This window comes from Streptomyces sp. A18 (assembly GCF_059026065.1).
The window spans coordinates 263,155-281,317 of sequence record NZ_JBWLKL010000004.1 but is presented as its reverse complement, the minus strand read 5'-3'; the positions used below and the strand labels follow the sequence as shown (position 1 = coordinate 281,317).

Annotated in this window: 16 protein-coding genes, 1 tRNA gene and 1 riboswitch; of the genes, 3 read left to right on the top strand and 14 right to left on the bottom strand. The window is 69.5% G+C overall.

The annotated features are described in order from the left end of the window. Positions 1–37 precede the first annotated feature (37 nt). Positions 38–868 carry an Rv1363c family protein gene (locus AC5P1C_RS09300; protein WP_493865211.1) on the top strand — a complete coding sequence of 277 codons (831 nt, stop codon included), beginning with the start codon at positions 38–40 and terminating at the stop codon, positions 866–868. Positions 869–965: 97 nt separating this feature from the next. On the opposite strand, the gene AC5P1C_RS09295 is transcribed toward AC5P1C_RS09300, so the two are convergent. Then, positions 966–1,048, bottom strand: a tRNA-Leu gene (locus AC5P1C_RS09295). Positions 1,049–1,435: 387 nt separating this feature from the next. On the opposite strand from AC5P1C_RS09295, the gene AC5P1C_RS09290 reads away from it, so the two are divergent. Both AC5P1C_RS09290 and AC5P1C_RS09285 read left to right on the top strand, forming a co-directional pair. Then, complete coding sequence (locus tag AC5P1C_RS09290) at positions 1,436–2,206, top strand: ABC transporter ATP-binding protein (RefSeq protein ID WP_493865210.1); 771 nt, start codon at positions 1,436–1,438, stop codon at positions 2,204–2,206. Between the two features lie 131 nt (positions 2,207–2,337). After that, positions 2,338–4,866 carry an ABC transporter permease gene (locus AC5P1C_RS09285; protein WP_493865209.1) on the top strand — a complete coding sequence of 843 codons (2,529 nt, stop codon included), beginning with the start codon at positions 2,338–2,340 and terminating at the stop codon, positions 4,864–4,866. 71 nt (positions 4,867–4,937) lie between these two features. Here AC5P1C_RS09285 and AC5P1C_RS09280 read toward each other — a convergent pair whose 3' ends face one another. The 13 genes from AC5P1C_RS09280 to AC5P1C_RS09220 form a co-directional block, all read right to left on the bottom strand. Continuing rightward, positions 4,938–6,233: a class I SAM-dependent methyltransferase gene (locus AC5P1C_RS09280; protein WP_493865208.1), complete on the bottom strand. Its 1,296-nt coding sequence runs from the start codon at positions 6,231–6,233 to the stop codon at positions 4,938–4,940. A gap of 202 nt (positions 6,234–6,435) precedes the next feature. Next, the gene (locus tag AC5P1C_RS09275) at positions 6,436–7,839 is read right to left on the bottom strand and encodes an NAD(P)/FAD-dependent oxidoreductase (protein ID WP_365863819.1); all 1,404 of its coding nucleotides are present in this window, start codon (positions 7,837–7,839) and stop codon (positions 6,436–6,438) included. 398 nt (positions 7,840–8,237) lie between these two features. After that, on the bottom strand, positions 8,238–9,164 hold the full coding sequence (locus tag AC5P1C_RS09270) for a Ppx/GppA phosphatase family protein (RefSeq protein ID WP_493865207.1): 927 nt from the start codon (positions 9,162–9,164) through the stop codon (positions 8,238–8,240). Then, positions 9,161–9,697: a DUF501 domain-containing protein gene (locus AC5P1C_RS09265; RefSeq protein ID WP_493865206.1), complete on the bottom strand. Its 537-nt coding sequence runs from the start codon at positions 9,695–9,697 to the stop codon at positions 9,161–9,163. Before AC5P1C_RS09265 ends, AC5P1C_RS09270 begins: the two co-directional genes overlap by 4 nt. 55 nt (positions 9,698–9,752) lie before the next feature. After that, the gene (locus AC5P1C_RS09260) at positions 9,753–10,232 is read right to left on the bottom strand and encodes an FtsB family cell division protein (protein ID WP_493865205.1); all 480 of its coding nucleotides are present in this window, start codon (positions 10,230–10,232) and stop codon (positions 9,753–9,755) included. A 132-nt stretch (positions 10,233–10,364) separates the two neighbouring features. After that, the gene (gene eno / locus AC5P1C_RS09255) at positions 10,365–11,651 is read right to left on the bottom strand and encodes a phosphopyruvate hydratase (RefSeq protein WP_493865204.1); all 1,287 of its coding nucleotides are present in this window, start codon (positions 11,649–11,651) and stop codon (positions 10,365–10,367) included. A 340-nt stretch (positions 11,652–11,991) separates the two neighbouring features. Further along, the gene (locus tag AC5P1C_RS09250) at positions 11,992–12,702 is read right to left on the bottom strand and encodes a transglycosylase family protein (protein WP_493865203.1); all 711 of its coding nucleotides are present in this window, start codon (positions 12,700–12,702) and stop codon (positions 11,992–11,994) included. A 3-nt stretch (positions 12,703–12,705) separates the two neighbouring features. Continuing rightward, positions 12,706–12,897, bottom strand: a riboswitch (cyclic di-AMP (ydaO/yuaA leader). Between the two features lie 182 nt (positions 12,898–13,079). Further along, entirely contained in the window at positions 13,080–14,105 is a 1,026-nt protein-coding gene (locus AC5P1C_RS09245) for a LysM peptidoglycan-binding domain-containing protein (protein ID WP_493865202.1), read from the bottom strand. Positions 14,106–14,268: 163 nt separating this feature from the next. After that, positions 14,269–15,597, bottom strand: coding sequence for a cytochrome P450 family protein (locus AC5P1C_RS09240; protein WP_493865201.1), 1,329 nt, complete (start codon positions 15,595–15,597; stop codon positions 14,269–14,271). Positions 15,598–15,643: 46 nt separating this feature from the next. Beyond that, positions 15,644–16,048, bottom strand: a complete 405-nt coding sequence (locus tag AC5P1C_RS09235; RefSeq protein ID WP_493865200.1) for a type II toxin-antitoxin system VapC family toxin — start codon at positions 16,046–16,048, stop codon at positions 15,644–15,646. After that, a complete protein-coding gene (locus AC5P1C_RS09230; protein WP_493865199.1) occupies positions 16,045–16,326 on the bottom strand; it encodes a type II toxin-antitoxin system Phd/YefM family antitoxin in 282 nt (93 codons plus the stop codon). The genes AC5P1C_RS09235 and AC5P1C_RS09230 overlap by 4 nt, the downstream gene beginning before the upstream one ends. Before the next feature lie 58 nt (positions 16,327–16,384). After that, complete coding sequence (locus AC5P1C_RS09225) at positions 16,385–17,365, bottom strand: nucleoside triphosphate pyrophosphohydrolase (RefSeq protein ID WP_493865198.1); 981 nt, start codon at positions 17,363–17,365, stop codon at positions 16,385–16,387. 46 nt (positions 17,366–17,411) lie between these two features. Next, complete coding sequence (locus tag AC5P1C_RS09220) at positions 17,412–18,080, bottom strand: SurA N-terminal domain-containing protein (protein ID WP_493865197.1); 669 nt, start codon at positions 18,078–18,080, stop codon at positions 17,412–17,414. Between the last annotated feature and the right edge of the window lie 83 nt (positions 18,081–18,163).

Here is an 18,163-nt window from a genome sequence, read left to right as displayed (position 1 = left end):
CCGTAAGACGCATCACCTCGCCGTAAGGAGAGACACCGTGGCGAACACCAGAACCCGAGGCCGCGGCACCGGACCCGCATCACCGGGCCGGCGCTCCCTGACCGCGGCCGCCCGCGCCGCGGCCAAGCGGACCGACGGCAGCCGCTCCGGGGCGCAGGACGCGCTCGACGGCGTACCCGAGGATCTGGTCAACGATCTGACGGGGCTGCCGCCGGTCGAGAAGGTGGTCGGGAAGGTCCTGCTCGCGGAGGCGGAGCCCGATCCCCGGTCGGCCCCGGAGACCCCGGAGAGCACGGGCACCGAGTCCCAGGACCCTCGGACGCCGACCCCAGAGGACCCGGACCGAGCGGCCCCGTCCCGCGGGCGCCGACGCGCACGGCTGAGCGCCGTCCTTGCCCTCCTGACCGTGGCGGGGCTCGTCGCTGTCGCGGTGCTCGGGTGGCAGTACCGGGACGGCCGCCAGGTCGAGGCGGCGCGGGTGCAGGCCCTCGCGGCCGCGCGGAAGGCCGCGCCCCTCGTCCTGTCGTACGACTACCGACATCTGGACCGGGATTTCGCCGCGGCGCACGGACGGCTCACGGGCGCCTTCCGTGACGAGTACGGCAGGACGACCAAGGCAGTGGTCGAGCCGACCGCGAAGAAGTACAAGGGGGTGGTGAAGGCCTCCGTGGTCACGCCGCCCGACGGCGGTGACCCAGCGGCCTCCGTGGCATCGGCTTCGGCGGACAGCGTCGTTGTGGTGCTCTTCGTCAACCAGGTCACCAAGAGCACTCAGGTCTCCGGCTCGCGCGTGGACCTGAACCGGGTCCGGATGACCCTCACGCGTACGACGGACGGCTGGAAGGTGAGCGCCGTCGACGCTCTGTGACCCGGCCTGCCGGGTGCTTCTGCGGACGCACCTGGCGGGCGTGCACGCCAACACCCGTGCCAGACCGTTGAGGTGACGCGCACGGGGACAGCGAAGGTGCCCGGAGCCGGACTTGAACCGGCACGCCCGCTAGGGGCAGCGAGGTTTAAGCTCGCCGTGTCTGCATTCCACCATCCGGGCAGGCCGTGGGCTCCGCATCAAGTGATTCGACCCTATCGGGAGGCGTCCCTCGAACAGCGGAACAACAGCTCGATGTTGTCTTATTTTATTGACGTCTGAGGGTGCATCAGCCACCGGTACGGCCCATCGGTACATGCCGCAGGCCCTTCCACCGCTGTGCGGCCTCCGTGACGGAATGACGGAATTTAGCCGCCTCCGTCACGTCAGCGGGTCACTGACGGGTGGTACCCGCGTCAGGGGTCGAGGTCATCCCCAGGTATGACTCCGGCGCCCGGGGTCCGACTGCAGAGGGCCCCCGGAACCGGAACAGCGGCTGACTACACGGCGCGGATCCGCGACGACGATGGAGTACGTCCCCACTCGTCGTCCCGACAGGAGCACCGCCCCGTGACCACCACCCCCTTCGCCGCCCGCACCACCGCGGTGGCCGCGCGCGCCACGGACCTCTCGAAGGTGTACGGACAGGGCGAGACCCAGGTGGTCGCCCTGGACCATGTCTCCGTCGACTTCCGGCAGGGCGAGTTCACCGCGATCATGGGCCCGTCGGGCTCCGGCAAGTCGACCCTGATGCACTGCGTCGCGGGGCTCGACAGCTTCAGCGGCGGCTCCGTGCGGATCGGCGAGACCGAGCTCTCCACCCTCAAGGACAAGCAGCTCACCAAGCTCCGCCGGGACAAGATCGGCTTCATCTTCCAGGCGTTCAACCTCCTTCCGACGCTGACGGCCCTGGAGAACATCACGCTGCCGATGGACATCGCGGGCCGCAAGCCGGACAAGCAGTGGCTGGAGCAGGTCATCACCATGGTCGGCCTGGCCGGGCGGCTCAAGCACCGGCCCACCGAGCTCTCCGGCGGCCAGCAGCAGCGCGTCGCCGTGGCCCGCGCGCTCGCCTCGCAGCCCGACATCATCTTCGGCGACGAGCCGACCGGAAACCTGGACTCGCGCTCGGGCGCCGAGGTCCTGGGCTTCCTGCGCAACTCCGTACGGGAGCTGGGCCAGACGGTCGTCATGGTCACGCACGACCCCGTGGCCGCCGCCTACGCGGATCGCGTGATCTTCCTGGCCGACGGGCGCGTCGTCGACGAGATGCTCTCGCCGACGGCGGACGGCGTCCTCGACCGCATGAAGCACTTCGACGCCAAGGGCCGAACGAGCTAAGCCCTCCAAGCACTCCGAGCCGCGTCCGCCGGTGCTGCCTGCGGGCGCATCGTGGCTGGTCGCGCCCCGCGGCGGAGCCGCTGATGTCACAGCCCCGCGCCCCTTCGGGGCCCTCTCTCCAGGACAGGACCATGTTCCGTACCGCCCTGCGCAACGTGCTCGCGCACAAGGCCAGGCTGTTGATGACCGTGCTCGCCGTCATGCTCGGCGTCGCCTTCGTCTCCGGCACCCTGGTCTTCACCGACACCTTCGGCAACGCCTACAAGAACAAGTCGGCGAAGAGCTTCGACCACGTCTCCGTCGCCGTACAGCCCGAAGGCGGCTCCTCCTTCTACTCGTCCCCCGACGACGGCGAGGCCAAGAAGCCGCCGCGGCTGACCGACGCCCTCCTGAAGAAGACCCGGAACCTGCCCGGCGCCGAATCGGCGATCGGCGGCGTCATGGGCTTCACCGCGCTCGCCGACAAGGACGGCAAGCTCGTCGGCGGCGAGTGGGGCACCAACGGTGCCAACTACTACCCCGGCAAGGACGGCAAGGACCCCCGCTACGACTTCACCGAAGGCGCGGCCCCCAAGTCCGCCGGTGACCTCGCCCTCGACTCCCGCACCGCCGAGCGCACCGGCTACAAGGTCGGCGACACGGTCCGCTACTCCACCGACGGACCGGTGAAGCAGGCGAAGATCAGCGGCGTCTTCGACACCGAGGACGGCAGCGTCCTGGCGGGCGGCAGCCTGGTGGTGTTCGACAACGACACCGCGCTCAAGGTCCTCGGCAAGACCGAGTACGACGAGATCGACGTGAAGGCGGCGGCGGGCACCTCCGAGACCGCGCTGAAGAGCTCGGTCGAGAAGATCCTGCCGAAGGAGACGGACGCCCTCACCGGCGCCCAGCTCTCCGACGACCAGGAGGCGATGATCGAGGAGCAGACCAAGTCGATGAGTCAGGTGCTGCTCATCTTCGCCGGTATCGCGCTCTTCGTCGGCATCTTCATCATCGCCAACACCTTCACGATGCTGGTCGCCCAGCGCACCAAGGAACTCGCCCTGATGCGCGCCGTCGGCGCCTCGCGCCGTCAGGTGACGCGCTCGGTGCTCATCGAGGCGTTCCTGGTGGGCCTGGTGGCCGCCGTGACCGGCTTCGCGCTCGGCATCGGCGTCGCCATGGGCCTGGAGTCCCTGATGAACTCCGCGGGCGCCTCGCTGCCCGACGGGCCGCTCGTCATCGCCCCGACCACGATCGTCGTCGCCCTGATCATCGGCGTGGTCGTGACCATGCTGGCCGCCTGGCTGCCGGGCCGCCGCGCCGCGAAGATCCCGCCGGTCGCCGCGATGAACAGCGTCCACGCGTCGCCCACCATGCGCGGCCTGGTCGTCCGCAACACCATCGGCTCGATCATCGTCGCCCTCGGCGTGGTCATGCTCTTCATGGACGACAACTACGTGATGGCCGGCGGCGCCGCGACGATCATGGTCGGCGTCATCGTCCTCACCCCGCTCCTGTCGCGCCCCTTCATCGCCGCCTCCGCCCCGCTCCTGAAGCCGTTCGGCGTCACGGGCAAGCTGTCCCGGCTCAACGCGGTGCGCAACCCGCGCCGCACGGCGTCCACCGCCGCGGCCCTGATGATCGGCCTGACCCTCATCACGGCGATGACGGTGGTCGCGACCTCCATGAGCAGCGCGATCAACAAGATGGCCGCGGGCTCCCTGAAGGCCGACTACACCGTCTCGATGGCGAACTTCCAGCCGCTGGCCCCGGAGGTCCGCGAGAAGCTGGACAAGCTCCCCGAAGTCGAGGCGAGCAGCCCGCTGCGTACGGCCTACGGCGAGCTCGACGGCTCGTACAGCAAGATCTCCGGCGTCGACGAGAAGGCCTTCGGCAAGCTGGCGAGCCTGGACTTCACCAGTGGCTCGCTCGCCGCCCTGAAGGGTGACTCCACGCTGGTCGACAAGAAGACGGCCGACGAGAAGAACCTGAAGCCGGGCGACACCGTCCCGGTGAAGTTCGACGACGACAAGACGGACCAGCTGAAGATCGCCGGCGTCTACGAGCCGAACGAGATGATCGACGGCCTGTTCACGCCGCTCGCCGTGGTCGACCCGCACCTGTCGAAGATCACCGACGAGCAGGTCCTGGTGAAGATGGCGGGCGGCACGTCCGACAAGGCCGAGGACACCATCGTCAAGGCCCTCGGCGACAACCCCGCCATCAAGATCCAGGACAAGGACGCGATCAGCAACGAGATCGCCGGCGCGATCAACCTGATGCTGAACATGCTCTACGGCCTCCTGGCGATGGCCATCCTGATCGCGGTGCTCGGTGTCATCAACACCCTGGCCATGTCGGTCTTCGAGCGGAAGCACGAGATCGGCATGATGCGGGCCATCGGCCTCGACCGCGCGAAGGTCAAGCAGATGGTGCGCCTGGAGGCGGTCATCATCTCCCTGTTCGGCGCGGTGCTCGGCATCGGCCTCGGCCTCTTCATGGGCTGGGCCGCGGGCGGCAGCATCAGCGGGACCGTGAAGACGTACTCGATGGAGATCCCGGTCGGCCGTATCGCGATCTTCCTCTGCATCGCGGCCCTGGTGGGCGTCCTCGCGGCGATGTGGCCGGCCCGCAGCGCCGCCAGGCTGAACCCGCTGACGGCGATCAAGAGCGAGTAGCCGACAGCGGCACGTGCACGAGCGGGGCCCCGGACCTTCACCGTCCGGGGCCCCGCTCGTGCACGTGCCCCCTACCGCCAGTCGCGGGCGCGCAGCTGCATCCCGGAGGTGCCGACCTCCGGGGTCTTCACCGCGAGGACCTGGTTGACGCCGATGCGGTTGCGCTCGAAGGCCAGCGCGGACGCCGCCATGTAGAGGCGCCAGATGCGGGCGCGGCCCGGGGACGTGAGCCGCTGCCCCTCCGGCCAGCGGGCCTCCAGGTTGGCGACCCAGCGGCGCAGCGTGAGGGCGTAGTGCTCACGGATCGCCTCCACGTCGCGCACCTCGAACCCGGCGCGCTCCAGGAGCCCGACGGTGGACCCCACGGGCGCGAGCTCGCCGCCGGGGAAGACATAGGCGTCGATGAAGTCGTCCACCTCGTACGCCGACTCGTCGGCCTGCGGCCGGCGCGCGATCTGGTGGTTGAGGAGCCGCCCGCCGGGCTTGAGGAGGGCGTGCAGGTCGTGTGCGTACTCCAAGTACCGCTCGGCACCGACGTGTTCGGCCATACCGATGGAGGAGATCGCGTCGTACGGACCGTCGCGCACGTCGCGGTAGTCCTGGACGCGGATCTCGATCCGGTCGGTCAGGCCCTCCTCCGCGATGCGCTTCCTGCCGTACGCGGCCTGCTCCTGGGAGAGCGTGACGCCGACGACGGTGACGCCGTGCTCGCGCGCCGCGTGGATGGCCATGGAACCCCAGCCGCAGCCGACGTCGAGGAGGCGCATGCCGGGCTTCAGGGCGAGCTTGCGGGAGATGAGCTCCAGCTTGTCGCGCTGGGCATCCTCCAGGGTGGATCCTTCGGACTCCCAATAGGCGCACGAGTAGACCATCGAGGGGCCTAGTACCAGCTCGTAGAAGTCGTTGCCCACGTCGTAGTGGTGGCTGATGGCCTGGCGGTCGCTGCCCTTGGTGTGCAGGTGGAGGGTGCGCCGCCTGCGCATCTCCTCCGGCGGCGGGGCCGGCGGCAGGAACGGCGCGGCGAGGCCCACCAGGGTGCGCGCCGCAGCGCGGAACTCCGGGTCGCGCAGGGACTCCCTGAGGCCCTTGGCGTCCTCGTCGCGCTCCCAGATGAATCCGGCGAGCCGGTCGAGCGCGGCGTACAGATCGCCGTCGACGTCCAGGTCCCCGGCCACCCAGGCGCGGGCCAGACCCAGTTCGCCCGGCTTCCACATGAGGCGGCGAAGGGCGCGGCGGTTGCGTACGACGAGGGTGGGGGCGCCCGGCGGTCCTGCTTCGGAACCATCCCAGGCACGAATACGCACGGGGAGCGGGGCTCCCAGCAATTGTTCGGCAAGGCTCTTCAGCCGCAGTGCGGCGTCCGGCATGGTGCACACCTCCGTGATTCGGGATATCCCGGATAGGTTCAACACCACGTAAACACCAACCGGGCGCTCCCGCAGTCCCGTTGCGGCGTCACGGATCGGCAAAATACATGTAACTAACACGTACATAAGGCGCGAAAACCCGAAGGGGCCGCCCGCACCACGGATGGCGGGCGACCCCTTCGGGCTGTTCAGCGACCGGAGGTCAGGAGGCCTTGGCCTTCTCCTCGGACCCGGCGGCGACCGGCTCGGCCTTGGCCGCTGCGGGCTTCGGCGCGGGCTTGGCGGCCTCGTAGAACTCCTCGCGCGGCGTCTCCATGGCGCCCAGCGAGACGACCTCGCGCTTGAGGAAGACCGCGAGCGTCCAGTCGGCGAAGACACGGATCTTGCGGTTGAACGTCGGCATCGCCATGCCGTGGTACGCGCGGTGCATGTACCAGGCGAGACGGCCCTTGAGCTTGATCTTCATCTTGCCCATGACGATCATCGCGACGCCCTTGTGCAGGCCGAGACCGGCGACCGCACCCTTGTTGGCGTGGCTGTACTCCTTCTGCGGGAAGCCCCGCATGCCGGAGATCACGTTGTCGCCGAGGACCTTGGCCTGACGCAGCGCGTGCTGGGCGTTCGGCGGGCACCAGGCGTTCTCGTTGCCTGCCTTGCGGCCGACCATGTCCGGCACCTGGGCGTTGTCGCCCGCGGCCCAGATGTAGTCGGTGCCCTGGACCTGGAGGGTCGTCTGGGTGTCGACGTGGCCACGGGGGCCGAGCGGCAGACCGAAGCGGGCGAGCGCCGGGTTCGGCTTCACACCGGCGGTCCACACGATGGTGCTGGAGTCGACCTCCAGGCCGTTGTTCAGCACCACGTGGCCGTCCACGCAGGAGTCCATGCCGGTCTTGAGGTAGACCTCGACACCGCGGCCCTCGAGGTGCTCCTTGCCGTACTGGCCGAGCTTCGGGCCGACCTCGGGAAGGATCTTGTCCGCGACGTCCACGAGCACGAAGCGCATGTCCTCGCGCTTCACGTTGTTGTAGTACTTGGCCGCGTCGCGGGCCATGTCCTCGACCTCACCGATGGTCTCCGCGCCCGCGAAGCCACCGCCGACGAAGACGAAGGTCAGCGCCTTGCGGCGGACATCCTCGTCCGTCGTGGAGTCGGCCTTGTCCAGCTGCTCAAGCACGTGGTTCCGCAGGCCGATGGCCTCCTCGATGCCCTTCATGCCGATGCCCTGCTCGGCGAGGCCGGGGATCGGGAAGGTGCGGGAGACCGCGCCCATCGCGATGACCAGGTAGTCGAAGGGCAGCTCGTACGCCTCGCCCACGAGGGGGGCGATGGTGGCTACCTTCCGGTCCTGATCGATGGTGGTGACCCGGCCGGTCAGAACTTCCGCCTTGGGCAGCACGCGTCGCAGCGGGACGACGACGTGCCGAGGCGAAATGCTGCCGGCTGCGGCTTCGGGGAGGAAGGGCTGGTAGGTCATGTACGACCGGGGGTCGACGACCGTGACGGTCGCCTCTCCGTAGCGCATCTTCTTGAGGATGCGCCGAGCTGCGTACAGGCCTACGTACCCACCGCCTACTACGAGGATCCTGGGACGCTCCGTGGTGCTCATGCCATCGAGTATCCACCTGCCCGACGGGGGTCGCTCGTGCGCCCCTTCACAAGCATGGGTAGCCCCTCTGCTACACTTCGCCGCCCACGTGACACAGGCCATAGCGCCCCAGGGGAACCACGCGATGACCCGGGACGTTGTGCACCCCTTGTGAGCTGCCGCTCTGGCCTCCGAGGGCCAGTGGACCACCCGCCCGGTTCACACTCCGGACACACTCGCGAACCTTCACTGTCGTGGGTCGCGGCGCCCTGTGGGGTCACTTTCAGGGGGCCGGAACCCCTGAACATCGTCCAACTGACGCGATTTCCTTGTGAAGAACTTCACGAAGTTTCCCGACGGCATGTCGTCGAGGGGCCCTCCAGGCCCCTCGACGGCCGCTCGGACGCTACATGACGCGCTCAGGCGATGGACCAGCCGATGCCGTCGAGGATGTCGTGCTCACTGACGACGACTTCCCGCGCCCCGGTCCGATCCATGATCGAAAGGAGCACGAGCGCGCCCGAGACGATCACATCCACACGCCCCGGATGCATCACCGGAATCGCGGCCCGCTCGTCGTGCGTGGCACGGCTCAGGCGTCCGACGATCTCGGCGACCTGCTCGTACGAGACGCGGGAGTGGTGGATCGCCGCGGAGTCGTACGCGTCGAGGCCGAGCGCGATCGCGGAGACCGTGGTCACCGAGCCCGCGAGGCCGACCAGGGTGCCCGCATCGCGGATCGGCACCGTCCGCTCGGCGAGGTCGAGTGCGGCCTCGATGTCGGCGCGGACGGCGTCGAGTTCGGCGGGCGCGGGCGGGTCGGAGCGGATGTGCCGCTCCGTCAGGCGTACACAGCCGATGTCGACGGAGCGGGCGGCGCGTACGTGGTCGTCGCCCACGACGAACTCCGTGGAGCCGCCGCCGATGTCGACGACGAGGTAGGGCTTGGCGAGGTGGTCGCTCCCCTTCAGCTCCTTCGTCGCGCCCGTGAAGGAGAACTCGGCCTCCTGGTCACCGCTGATGACCTCCGGCTCGACGCCGAGGATGTCCAGGACGCCGCGTACGAAGTCGTCGCGGTTCTCGGCGTCGCGGGACGCGGAGGTCGCCACGAAACGGATGCGCTCCGCGCCGTGGCGCTTGATGACCTCGGCGTACTCGCGGCACGCCGCGAAGGTGCGGTCGAGCGCCTCGGGGGCGAGGCGGCCCGTCTTGTCCACCCCTTGCCCGAGGCGGACGATCGTCATCCGCCGGTCAAGGTCGACCAGTTCGCCGGTCTGCGGGTCCGCGTCCGCCACCAGCAGGCGAATCGAGTTCGTACCGCAGTCGATCGCGGCGACGCGGGTCACTTCGCGGGCTCCTGATCGGCGCACGGCGTGACGCACGGCCCCTTGGCCCACCACTCCGGGAGCATCGCGATCGCCTCGTCGCCCAGGGGGTTCACGCCGGGGCCCGCGGCCAGGGAGTGGCCGACCAGGACGTGCAGGCACTTCACGCGGTCCGGCATGCCGCCCGCGCTCGGGAAGCCCTCCAGGACCTCGATGGCGTCGCGGCGCGCGATGTAGTCCTCGTGCGCGGCGCGGTACGCGGCGGCCAGCTCGGGGTCCGTCTGCAGCCGCTCCGACATCTCCTTCATGACGCCGTTGGCCTCAAGGGTGCCGATAGCGGAAGCCGCTCGCGGGCACGTCAGGTAGTACGTCGTCGGGAACGGCGTCCCGTCCGGAAGGCGCGGCGCCGTCTCGACGACGTCCGGCTGCCCGCAGGGGCAGCGGTGGGCGATGGCCCGCAGGCCGCGCGGCGGACGGCCGAGCTGCTGCTTGAAGGCCTCGACGTCGGCGTCGGTGGGCTCGGTGCGCGGGGTGGTCGGCGGGGGCGTTTCCATGCCTGTCTTTCGATCGGTTCCGTAGAAGTTCTGTCGGGCAGGGGGAGGGCGGTGCTCAGTCGTCGGCCGGGCGGTCGGCCTTGTCGACGCCGTCCCAGACGTTCGAGTACCAGGGCCTGGCGGCCGCGCCCTGGTCGGTGCGCTGCTTCTTCGCCGCTTCGGGGTCGACCACCGTGTACCCGGTCTCGCCCGGCATCACATAGTGCAGCCGGTCCCGGATGCGCTGCTCCGCGTACGCGTCGTCCCGCCAGCGGGCCTTCTCGTCCCGCAGCTTCTCGACGTTCTCGCGGCGCTCGGCCTGCTCCTTGCGCTGGTCCGCGATCTCGGCGCGCTGGGAGACGTACTGCCTTATCGGGTAGGCGAGCGCGACGACCAGCGAGCAGAGCACGAGCGCCAGGAGCGCCGCGCGTCCCGTGAGCCGGGAGCGGCGTGCCTGGCGCTTGGTCTGGGAGCGGTAGACACGCTCCGCGGTCTGCTCGCCGAGCAGCCGCAGCCTGGTCGCGGTGGAGAACCGGTCGCGGTCCTTCACGGCCATGTGTGCCGCCTCCCCGATACGTACGTACGTCCCCGCACACGGTACGGGACCGAGTACGGGGACGTAGGTAACTCCTCAGGCGCCGCAGCCCGAGCCGGGGCCCGGGAAGCGGCTCAGCCCTTGCTGTGCTTATCAGTCCGCGAAGCGGAACCGGGGGAACGCCGAACGACCGGCGTAGACCGCGGCGTCGTCCAGGATCTCCTCGATGCGCAGGAGCTGGTTGTACTTGGCGACGCGCTCGGAGCGGGCCGGGGCGCCGGTCTTGATCTGGCCGCAGTTGGTGGCGACGGCGAGGTCGGCGATGGTGACGTCCTCGGTCTCGCCGGAGCGGTGGGACATCATGCACTTGAAGCCGCTGCGCTGGGCCATCTCGACGGCGTCCAGGGTCTCGGTCAGCGAGCCGATCTGGTTGACCTTCACCAGAAGGGCGTTGGCCGACTTCTCCTCGATGCCACGGGCCAGGCGCTCGGGGTTGGTGACGAACAGGTCGTCGCCCACGAGCTGGACCTTGTCGCCGAGCTTCTCGGTGATGACGTTCCAGCCGGCCCAGTCGTCCTCGAACAGCGGGTCCTCGATGGAGACGAGGGGGTACGAGGCGACGAGCTCCTCGTAGTACTCGGTCATCTCGGCGGCCGAGCGGGACTTGCCCTCGAACGCGTACGAGCCGTCCTTGTAGAACTCGGACGCGGCGACGTCGAGCGCGAGCGCGATCTGCTCACCGGGGACGTAACCGGCCTGCTTGATGGCCTCGAGGATGAGGTCGAGCGCGGCGCGGTTGGAGTCCAGGTTCGGGGCGAAGCCGCCCTCGTCGCCCAGGCCGGTGGACAGGCCCTTGTCCTTCAGGACCTTCTTCAGCGTGTGGTAGACCTCGGTGCCCCAGCGCAGGGCCTCGGAGAACGACTCGGCGCCGATCGGCGCGATCATGAACTCCTGGATGTCGACGTTCGAGTCGGCGTGCGACCCGCCGTTCAGGATGTTCATCATCGGGACGGGCAGCAGGTGCGCGTTCGGACCGCCCAGGTAGCGGAACAGCGGCAGGTCGCTGGCCTCGGACGCGGCGTGCGCGACGGCGAGCGAGACGCCGAGGATGGCGTTGGCGCCGAGCGAGCCCTTGTTGTCGGTGGCGTCGAGGTCGAACATCGCCTGGTCGATCAGGCGCTGCTCGGTCGCGTCGTACCCGACGAGCTCCGGGCCGATCTGCTCGATGACGGCGAGGACGGCCTTCTCCACGCCCTTGCCCTGGTAACGGTTGGGGTCACCGTCACGGAGTTCGATGGCCTCGAAAGCACCGGTGGACGCACCGGACGGAACGGCGGCACGACCCGTGCTGCCGTCGTCGAGGCCGACCTCGACCTCGACCGTGGGGTTGCCTCGGGAGTCCAGGATTTCCCGGGCTACGACGACGTCGATGGACGGCACGAGCATCTCCTTCTGGGATGTGACGCGGTACGCGGGGCGTTGGCCTCGCGGACACGAGCCTAACCGGCTCCCGGACAAGAGCCAGCCGACCGACCGCCCTGTGGACAAACCGAGAGCAAAATGTTTCCGAACGGAACAAAGCAGTGGGGTCCGTGTGGGGACAAACGGACCCCGCCCCGGTGCGTACGGGGGATACGCGCACCGGGGCGGGGTGGACCCGTGGGGACGGGGTAGCGCCCCGAAGGGGCGCGGGGCTGTGACATATGCGGCTCCGCCGCGTGGGCGCGACCAGCCACGAAGCACCCGCAGACGAACAAGACCGCGAGGCGCCCCGCCAGAACTAGCTCAGGTGGAGCTGCTGGCCCGGGTAGATCATGTCGGCGTTGTCGATGATGTCGCCGTTGAGCTTGTACACCTTGTGCCAGCCGCCCTTGACGTCCTTGGCCTCGGCGATCTTGGAAAGGGTGTCACCCTTCTTGACCTTGTACTCGCCGTCGCCCTTCTTGACCTTCTTGCCGGTCGGGGTCTCGACGGTCTTCTTCGACTCGGTCTTGGGGGCCTCGGCCTTGGGAGCGGCCTGCTGCGGCTGCTCGGTCTGGGCGCTGGGCTTGCTCTGCGGCTGCTGCTGCTCCTGGGTCTGCTGCGGGGCGCTCTCCTGCGCACCGCCACCCTCGTTGGAGGCGCTCGACAGGCCGACGCCGCAGCTCGGCCAGGCACCCTTGCCCTGGCCCGCGAGGACCTTCTCGCCGATCTCTATCTGCTGGGCCTTGGAGGCCTTGTCGGCGGTGGGCGCGTACTTCGTGCCGCCGTACGCCGCCCACGTGGACGACGAGAACTGCAGGCCGCCCGTGTAGCCGTTGCCGGTGTTGATGGACCAGTTGCCGCCGGACTCGCACTGCGCGACGGCGTCCCACTCGGAGTTGGTCGCGGCGGAGGCCGAGCCGGCCGCCATCAGCGGGGCGGCGACTGCGACACCGGTGACGCCGGCGAGCGTGGCGACGCGGGTGGCCTTGGACGGGCGGCGGTGCTTGCCCTTGCTGGAAAACAGCATGAGTGATCCCCTCACCGACGCCTGCGAGGTGAGCTGTCGGGTTCGGGCCGATGAAGTTGCCCGGCCGCGCTTCCTGAGCGCGGCTTAACCCCTAGCCGATCCCGTCCGTCTCTCCGCATCGCTCTCGCGATGCTCAACGGCCGGGCCCGGCGGAAACCTTGGTTCCCCCGCTCCTGCCTACGGCGCATTACGCGACGACTGTTCCCGAACGGCCGTTGGCAGGACTCGGCGTACCGACCGGCGGGGCCCGCTGTGGCGAGCGGTCACGACCGTAGTCATGCGATCGGCCGAAACTCAAAGACGATCAGGGCTTCTGAGACCCATCTCTCACTTGCGCCAATTGGGACATCAAGCGCAAAACGACTCGCCAACTACCCCTACTTTTCGCCCAAATCGAGGCTCTGACCGGGCAGGATGAGATCGGGGTCGGAGCCGACGGACTTCTCGTTCTCCTCGTACAGCTCGGCCCACCCACCCTTCACGTCGAGGTCGTCGGCGATGCCCCAGAGGCTGTCTCCCGAGCGGACCGTGTACGTCCCGTCGGCGCCGTCCTGCTGACGCTCGTCGCCACGGGAGGCGTGCCGGCCCGAGCCCTCGCGAGAGGCGCCGTCGGAGGGCTTGTCGTCCGCGCTGTCGCCGCGGTGACGGCCTTCGCCCTCACCGGCGGAAGGGGTGGGGGTGGGGGAAGTGGCGTCGTCCTGCCCGGACTTGTCCGAGTCGGGCGAGTCGGTGGTGTCACCGGAGTCGGCCGAGTCGTCCGGCTTGCCCGACTCGTCGTGATTCTTGTCTCGCGCCTCGTCGTCGGCCTGGTCGTCGGCATCGGGCTTCTCGGAGGACTTGGTGCCGTCCGAGGGATCGGCCGACTCGCTGGGCGACGCACTCGGCTCACCCGACTCGGTCGGCTCACCCGACTCGGTCGGCTCACCCGACTCGGTCGACTCACCGTCACCGGGCTCGGTCGCGTCCGTCGGCTCCTCGGAAGGAATCGTCGTGATCGGAGCGCCGGGGTCGACGTCGGCGGCGGCGCCGTCCTCGGTGAGGCCGGCGATGGGCGCGCAGCTCGGCCAGGCGTCGGTGCCCTGGTCGTCAAGAACCTTCTCGGCGACGGATATCTGCTGCGAGCGGCTGGCCAGGTCGGCGCTCGGCGCGAAGTCGAGGCCGCCGTACTCCTCCCAGACCTGCTGCGAGAACTGGAGTCCGCCGTAGTACCCGTTGCCCGCGTCCGCGCTCCAGGATCCGCCGCTCTCACACTCCGCGAGCTTGTCCCACGTGGCGGTGTCCGCCGCGCTCGCGCTGGTCGCGCCGAGCAGCGGGATGGCGATGGCCGATCCTGCGACTCCTGCCGCGACGATCAGGGCCGGGGCCTGGCGGGGGCGTCGGTGACGACCATTGCCGGAGAGCATGCGGTTGCCTTTCGCGTGACTGGAGCGACGACTGCGGCACGGGATGCCGAGTCGTCGGTGAACGTAGCGGCACTCGAACGCTTGTTACAAGTCGATGCAGGGGAGATCACGTGAAAGTCACAGTCTTGACGACCCGTCAGCCACAAGGCGCCCCACACCCCGGCTATTTGCTCCGCTGTGCGGGTGCGAACTCCACGGGGAGCGTGCGGAGTCCGCGCATGATGAGCCCGCCGCGCCATCTCAAATCACCAGGTTCCACCGCGAGGCGCAGGTCAGGGAGGCGCCGCAGGAGGGTCGCGAGGGCGGCCTGGCCCTCGAGCCGGGCGAGCGGCGCACCGAGACAGTAATGAATGCCATGGCCGTAGCCGAGGTGTTGGTTGTCGCGGCGGGAGAGGTCGAGCGTGTCCGGCCGGGCGAAGCGTTCCGGGTCACGGTCGGCGGCGGCGAGGACGACGAGGACGGGGTCTCCGGTGGCGATCTCCTCCCCTCCGATCGTCAGCGGCTCGGTGGCGAACCGCCACGTGGCGAGCTCGACGGGCCCGTCGAAGCGGAGCAGCTCTTCGAGTCCGGTCTCCAGAAGACCGGTGTCGCCGCCGTCCTTGAGCGATTCCTGGAGCCGCTCGCGCTGCTCGGGGTGGGTGAGGAGGGCGTACGTCCCGTTGCCGATGAGATTGACGGTGGTCTCGAACCCGGCGAAGAGAAGGATGAAGGCCATGGCGGCGGCTTCGTTCTCGGTGAGGTGCTCGCCGTGGTCGGAGGCGCGGATGAGCCCGGAGATGAGGTCGTCGCCGGGTTCGAGGCGCTTGCGGTGGATCAGCTCGGCGAGATAGCCGCGCATCTTCTTCACCGACCGGGCGACCCCGCCCCTGGGCCCTCCCCCGTGGCGGATCATCATCCCCGCCCAGTCCCGGAAGTCGTCCTGGTCCTCGCGGGGCACGCCGAGCAGGTCGCAGATGGCGTAGATGGGGAGCGGGAAGGCGAAGTCGTGGATGAGGTCGGCCTCCCCCTTCTCCGCGAACTGATCGATGAGCTGCTCGGTCAACTCCTGCACGCGGGGCGCGAATTCAGCGATACGGCGCGGAGTGAAGGCCTTGGAGACGAGGCGCCTGAGCCGCGTGTGGTCGGGCGGGTCGATGTTGAGCAGATGCGTCATGAGGTTCGCGCTGCGCTCGCCCGGGATCCCGGTCTTGCTCTTCGCGTGCGCGGGCTCGCCGTGATGGGCCGGGTTCTTGCTGAGCCGCTGGTCGGCGAGGGCCTGCTTGGCATCGACGTACCGGGTGACCAGCCAGGCCTCCACACCACTGGGCAGCCGGGTCCTGTGCACGGGTGCGTGCTCGCGGAGCCAGGCGTAGGCGGGGTAGGGGTCGGTGGCGAACTCCCACGTGAAGAGCTCGGGCATCTCCGGCCCCTGGGCCTCGGACGGGGCGGGATGCGCCCCTGCGGGGCAGGCTGCGGGGGCGTCCCCTGCGGGGGCGGGCGGCTGGTCTTGCATGGTCCTGACCGTATCCGGCCGCCCGCACCCGCGTGCCGTTGGTCCGTTACGCCGGGGCACTCACCGGAAAGCCGAGCTCCTCGGCCGCGCGAGCCAGCTCCTGGTCGTAAGTGACGAACTCGGTGATGTCCTGCCGAAAGGGGTCTGCGCTCGCCAGGTGGATGGCGTCGAGCGTGCCGAGCCGCTGGGTGCGGTAGGCGGCTGCTCGCGCCATGACCGTGGTGGTGACGTCGACGAGATAGGCGCCGCGTACGGCCTGCCCCACAAAGAAGGGGACGCGCTGATGGTCGACGCCCGCCCGGTACAGGGTCCGCGTGATCTCAAGGCGGGCCAATGCGCTGCCGATGAGCTCAGTCCCGGTCGGCAGCCCGGCCCGCCAGGTGCGCAGCGCCTCGGTCTCCTTCTCCGACTTGATGAACTTCAGCAGCACACAACTGTCGAGATAGATCACCGGCGACGCTCCCTGTCGCGCTCTTCGAGCAGTACGTCGGAGAGGCTGCCGAGGTCGGGCGCGAGGTCGGTGAACACCTCGGGCATGCCCTGCTCGGCGGGCGCGGAGACGTCACCCGATTCGAGCAGGCGCTGCAGGGTGCCGGGCGCCTCGGTCTCCGGGACCATGCGCAGGACCGGCTTGCCCCGGTCGGTGACCAGTATCGAGGCACCGGCCCGAACCCGGGCCACTGCCTTGGAGGGGTTCTGGTTCAGCTCGCGCAGACCGATGGTTTCCATGAGCCCAATGTACCTACATAGGGTAGGTACAGCAATCGGTGGCTGGACCGTGCGGCCCCTAAGCCCCCGCCCCCTCGGCCGCCAGCACCGCATCCCGATAAGCCCGCGCCGCCACCCGCAATGCCGACTCCGGGTCCACGCCCGCCGCCTCGGCCCGGAGCGCGAGCGCAAGGAGCTCGTAGCCGACCCCCTCCCCGGACGGGAGGGTCACCTCAAGGCCCGCCGCCCGCACCCGCGAAGCCAGCTTGGATGCGAGCGCAAGGCCCGGCTGCCCCAGCGGGATTCCCTCCGTCACCGACGAGCGCTGCTTCTCCTCGGCCTTCGTGCGGAGCCAGTGCGCCTTCACGTCCTCGGGGGTGTCCGCCGAGTCGTCGCCGAACACGTGCGGGTGGCGGTGGATCAGCTTCTCGACGATCGTGCCCGCCACGTCGTCCAGGGAGAAGGGGGACTCCTCGTCCTCCTCGGCGATGCGCGCGTGGAAGACCACCTGGAGCAGGACGTCGCCGAGCTCCTCGCGCAGTTCCTCCCTGTCGCCCTCCTCGATCGCCTCGACCAGTTCGTACGCCTCCTCGATCGCGTACTTCGCCAGGCCCTTGTGCGTCTGCTGGGACGACCAGGGGCATTCAAGCCGGATCTGGTCCATGACCTGGACGAGGTCAAGGAGCCGCGCGCCCGGCAGGTCGTACGACGCCGGGAGCAGTTCCAGGTCGGGCATCGAGACGCGGCCCGAGCCCGCGAGCCTCGCCAGGCCGTCCGTCAGGGCGCGGTCGCCCTCCGCCGTGGCGATGACCAGGACCGTGCGGTCGCCGGCGCAGGCCGCCACCAGGTCCTGGGCCGTGGGCGACGCCTGGTCCACTGCCACGCCCGCCTCGCGCAGATACGGCAACTGCGGGTGCGTGGCGTCGGCGCACAGGACCTCGTCCGCCCCGTGCAGTGCCTGCCACGCGGGCCAGGACAGGAGGCCGGGGGCCACGCGGTGGCTGGTGGTGAGGAGGATGACGCGGCCGGGAGCGTCGGCCGGGGGCGTGGTTTCGTTCACCCGTCGAACGTAACCCACCGCACCGACAGCCCCGCCCCTGCTCCCGTCACGCCTGCTTGGGCCCCGCGGCGCCCTTCCCGGACACCTCGCGCACCCACGGCGTCTTCGCGTCCGCGCGCTTGCTCTTCTCCACGTCCCACGTGCCGTACCTCGGGTTCAGATCCACGTCCAGCTTCTTGGAGGCCTTGGAGAGCGCCTTCCAGAAGATCGCCTGGCCCTCGGGGGCGTTCATGTCCGCGCCCAGTTCCTTCGCCAGCTTCTGGGCCTCGATCTCCGTACGGAGGCTGTCCTCGAGGCGGGACGGGGCGACGCTGTACTGCTGGAGCCAACCCTGTTCGAGGGCCTTCTTGCCGCCCGCCTGCTGTTCCAGGCCCGCTCTCATCGCCTGGATCTCGCGGCGTGACACGTCCACCCCGGCATCGGCCGCCGCCTGGTGCAGCACCTTGTCCAGGACCATCGTGTGCAGCGTGCTGCGGGTGAGGCCGCCGGTCTTGGCGATGGCCTGCTCGTACTGCTGCGCGTCCGGGATAGCGGCGCGCTGCGCGTCGCGCACCTCGTTCACCCGGCCCTCGAGCTGCGAGACCGTGATCCGGTCCTTGCCCACCACGGCCGCGGCGCCCGGATGCGCCTCGTTGCCGCAGGCCGTGAGGAGGGGCGCCGCGGCGATGGCCGCGGTGGAGAGGACGAGCGCGGTGCGACGACGACGGCGGTGCAAGTGAGCCTCCCGAGGAGATTGTGCGGCGGTGCACAAAGTCTTGCGATGATCGATGTTAGGGAGTGACCGGTCTCTCGGCCACC

Bases quoted from the DNA above. Each gene is read 5' to 3' on its own strand.
- AC5P1C_RS09285 (WP_493865209.1), top strand. From the start codon at position 2,338: ATGTTCCGTACCGCCCTGCGCAACGTGCTCGCGCACAAGGCCAGGCTG.
- AC5P1C_RS09280 (WP_493865208.1), bottom strand. From the start codon at position 6,233: ATGCCGGACGCCGCACTGCGGCTGAAGAGCCTTGCCGAACAATTGCTG.
- AC5P1C_RS09275 (WP_365863819.1), bottom strand. From the start codon at position 7,839: ATGAGCACCACGGAGCGTCCCAGGATCCTCGTAGTAGGCGGTGGGTAC.
- AC5P1C_RS09265 (WP_493865206.1), bottom strand. From the start codon at position 9,697: ATGGAAACGCCCCCGCCGACCACCCCGCGCACCGAGCCCACCGACGCC.
- AC5P1C_RS09260 (WP_493865205.1), bottom strand. From the start codon at position 10,232: ATGGCCGTGAAGGACCGCGACCGGTTCTCCACCGCGACCAGGCTGCGG.
- AC5P1C_RS09250 (WP_493865203.1), bottom strand. From the start codon at position 12,702: ATGCTGTTTTCCAGCAAGGGCAAGCACCGCCGCCCGTCCAAGGCCACC.
- AC5P1C_RS09245 (WP_493865202.1), bottom strand. From the start codon at position 14,105: ATGCTCTCCGGCAATGGTCGTCACCGACGCCCCCGCCAGGCCCCGGCC.
- AC5P1C_RS09240 (WP_493865201.1), bottom strand. From the start codon at position 15,597: ATGCAAGACCAGCCGCCCGCCCCCGCAGGGGACGCCCCCGCAGCCTGC.
- AC5P1C_RS09230 (WP_493865199.1), bottom strand. From the start codon at position 16,326: ATGGAAACCATCGGTCTGCGCGAGCTGAACCAGAACCCCTCCAAGGCA.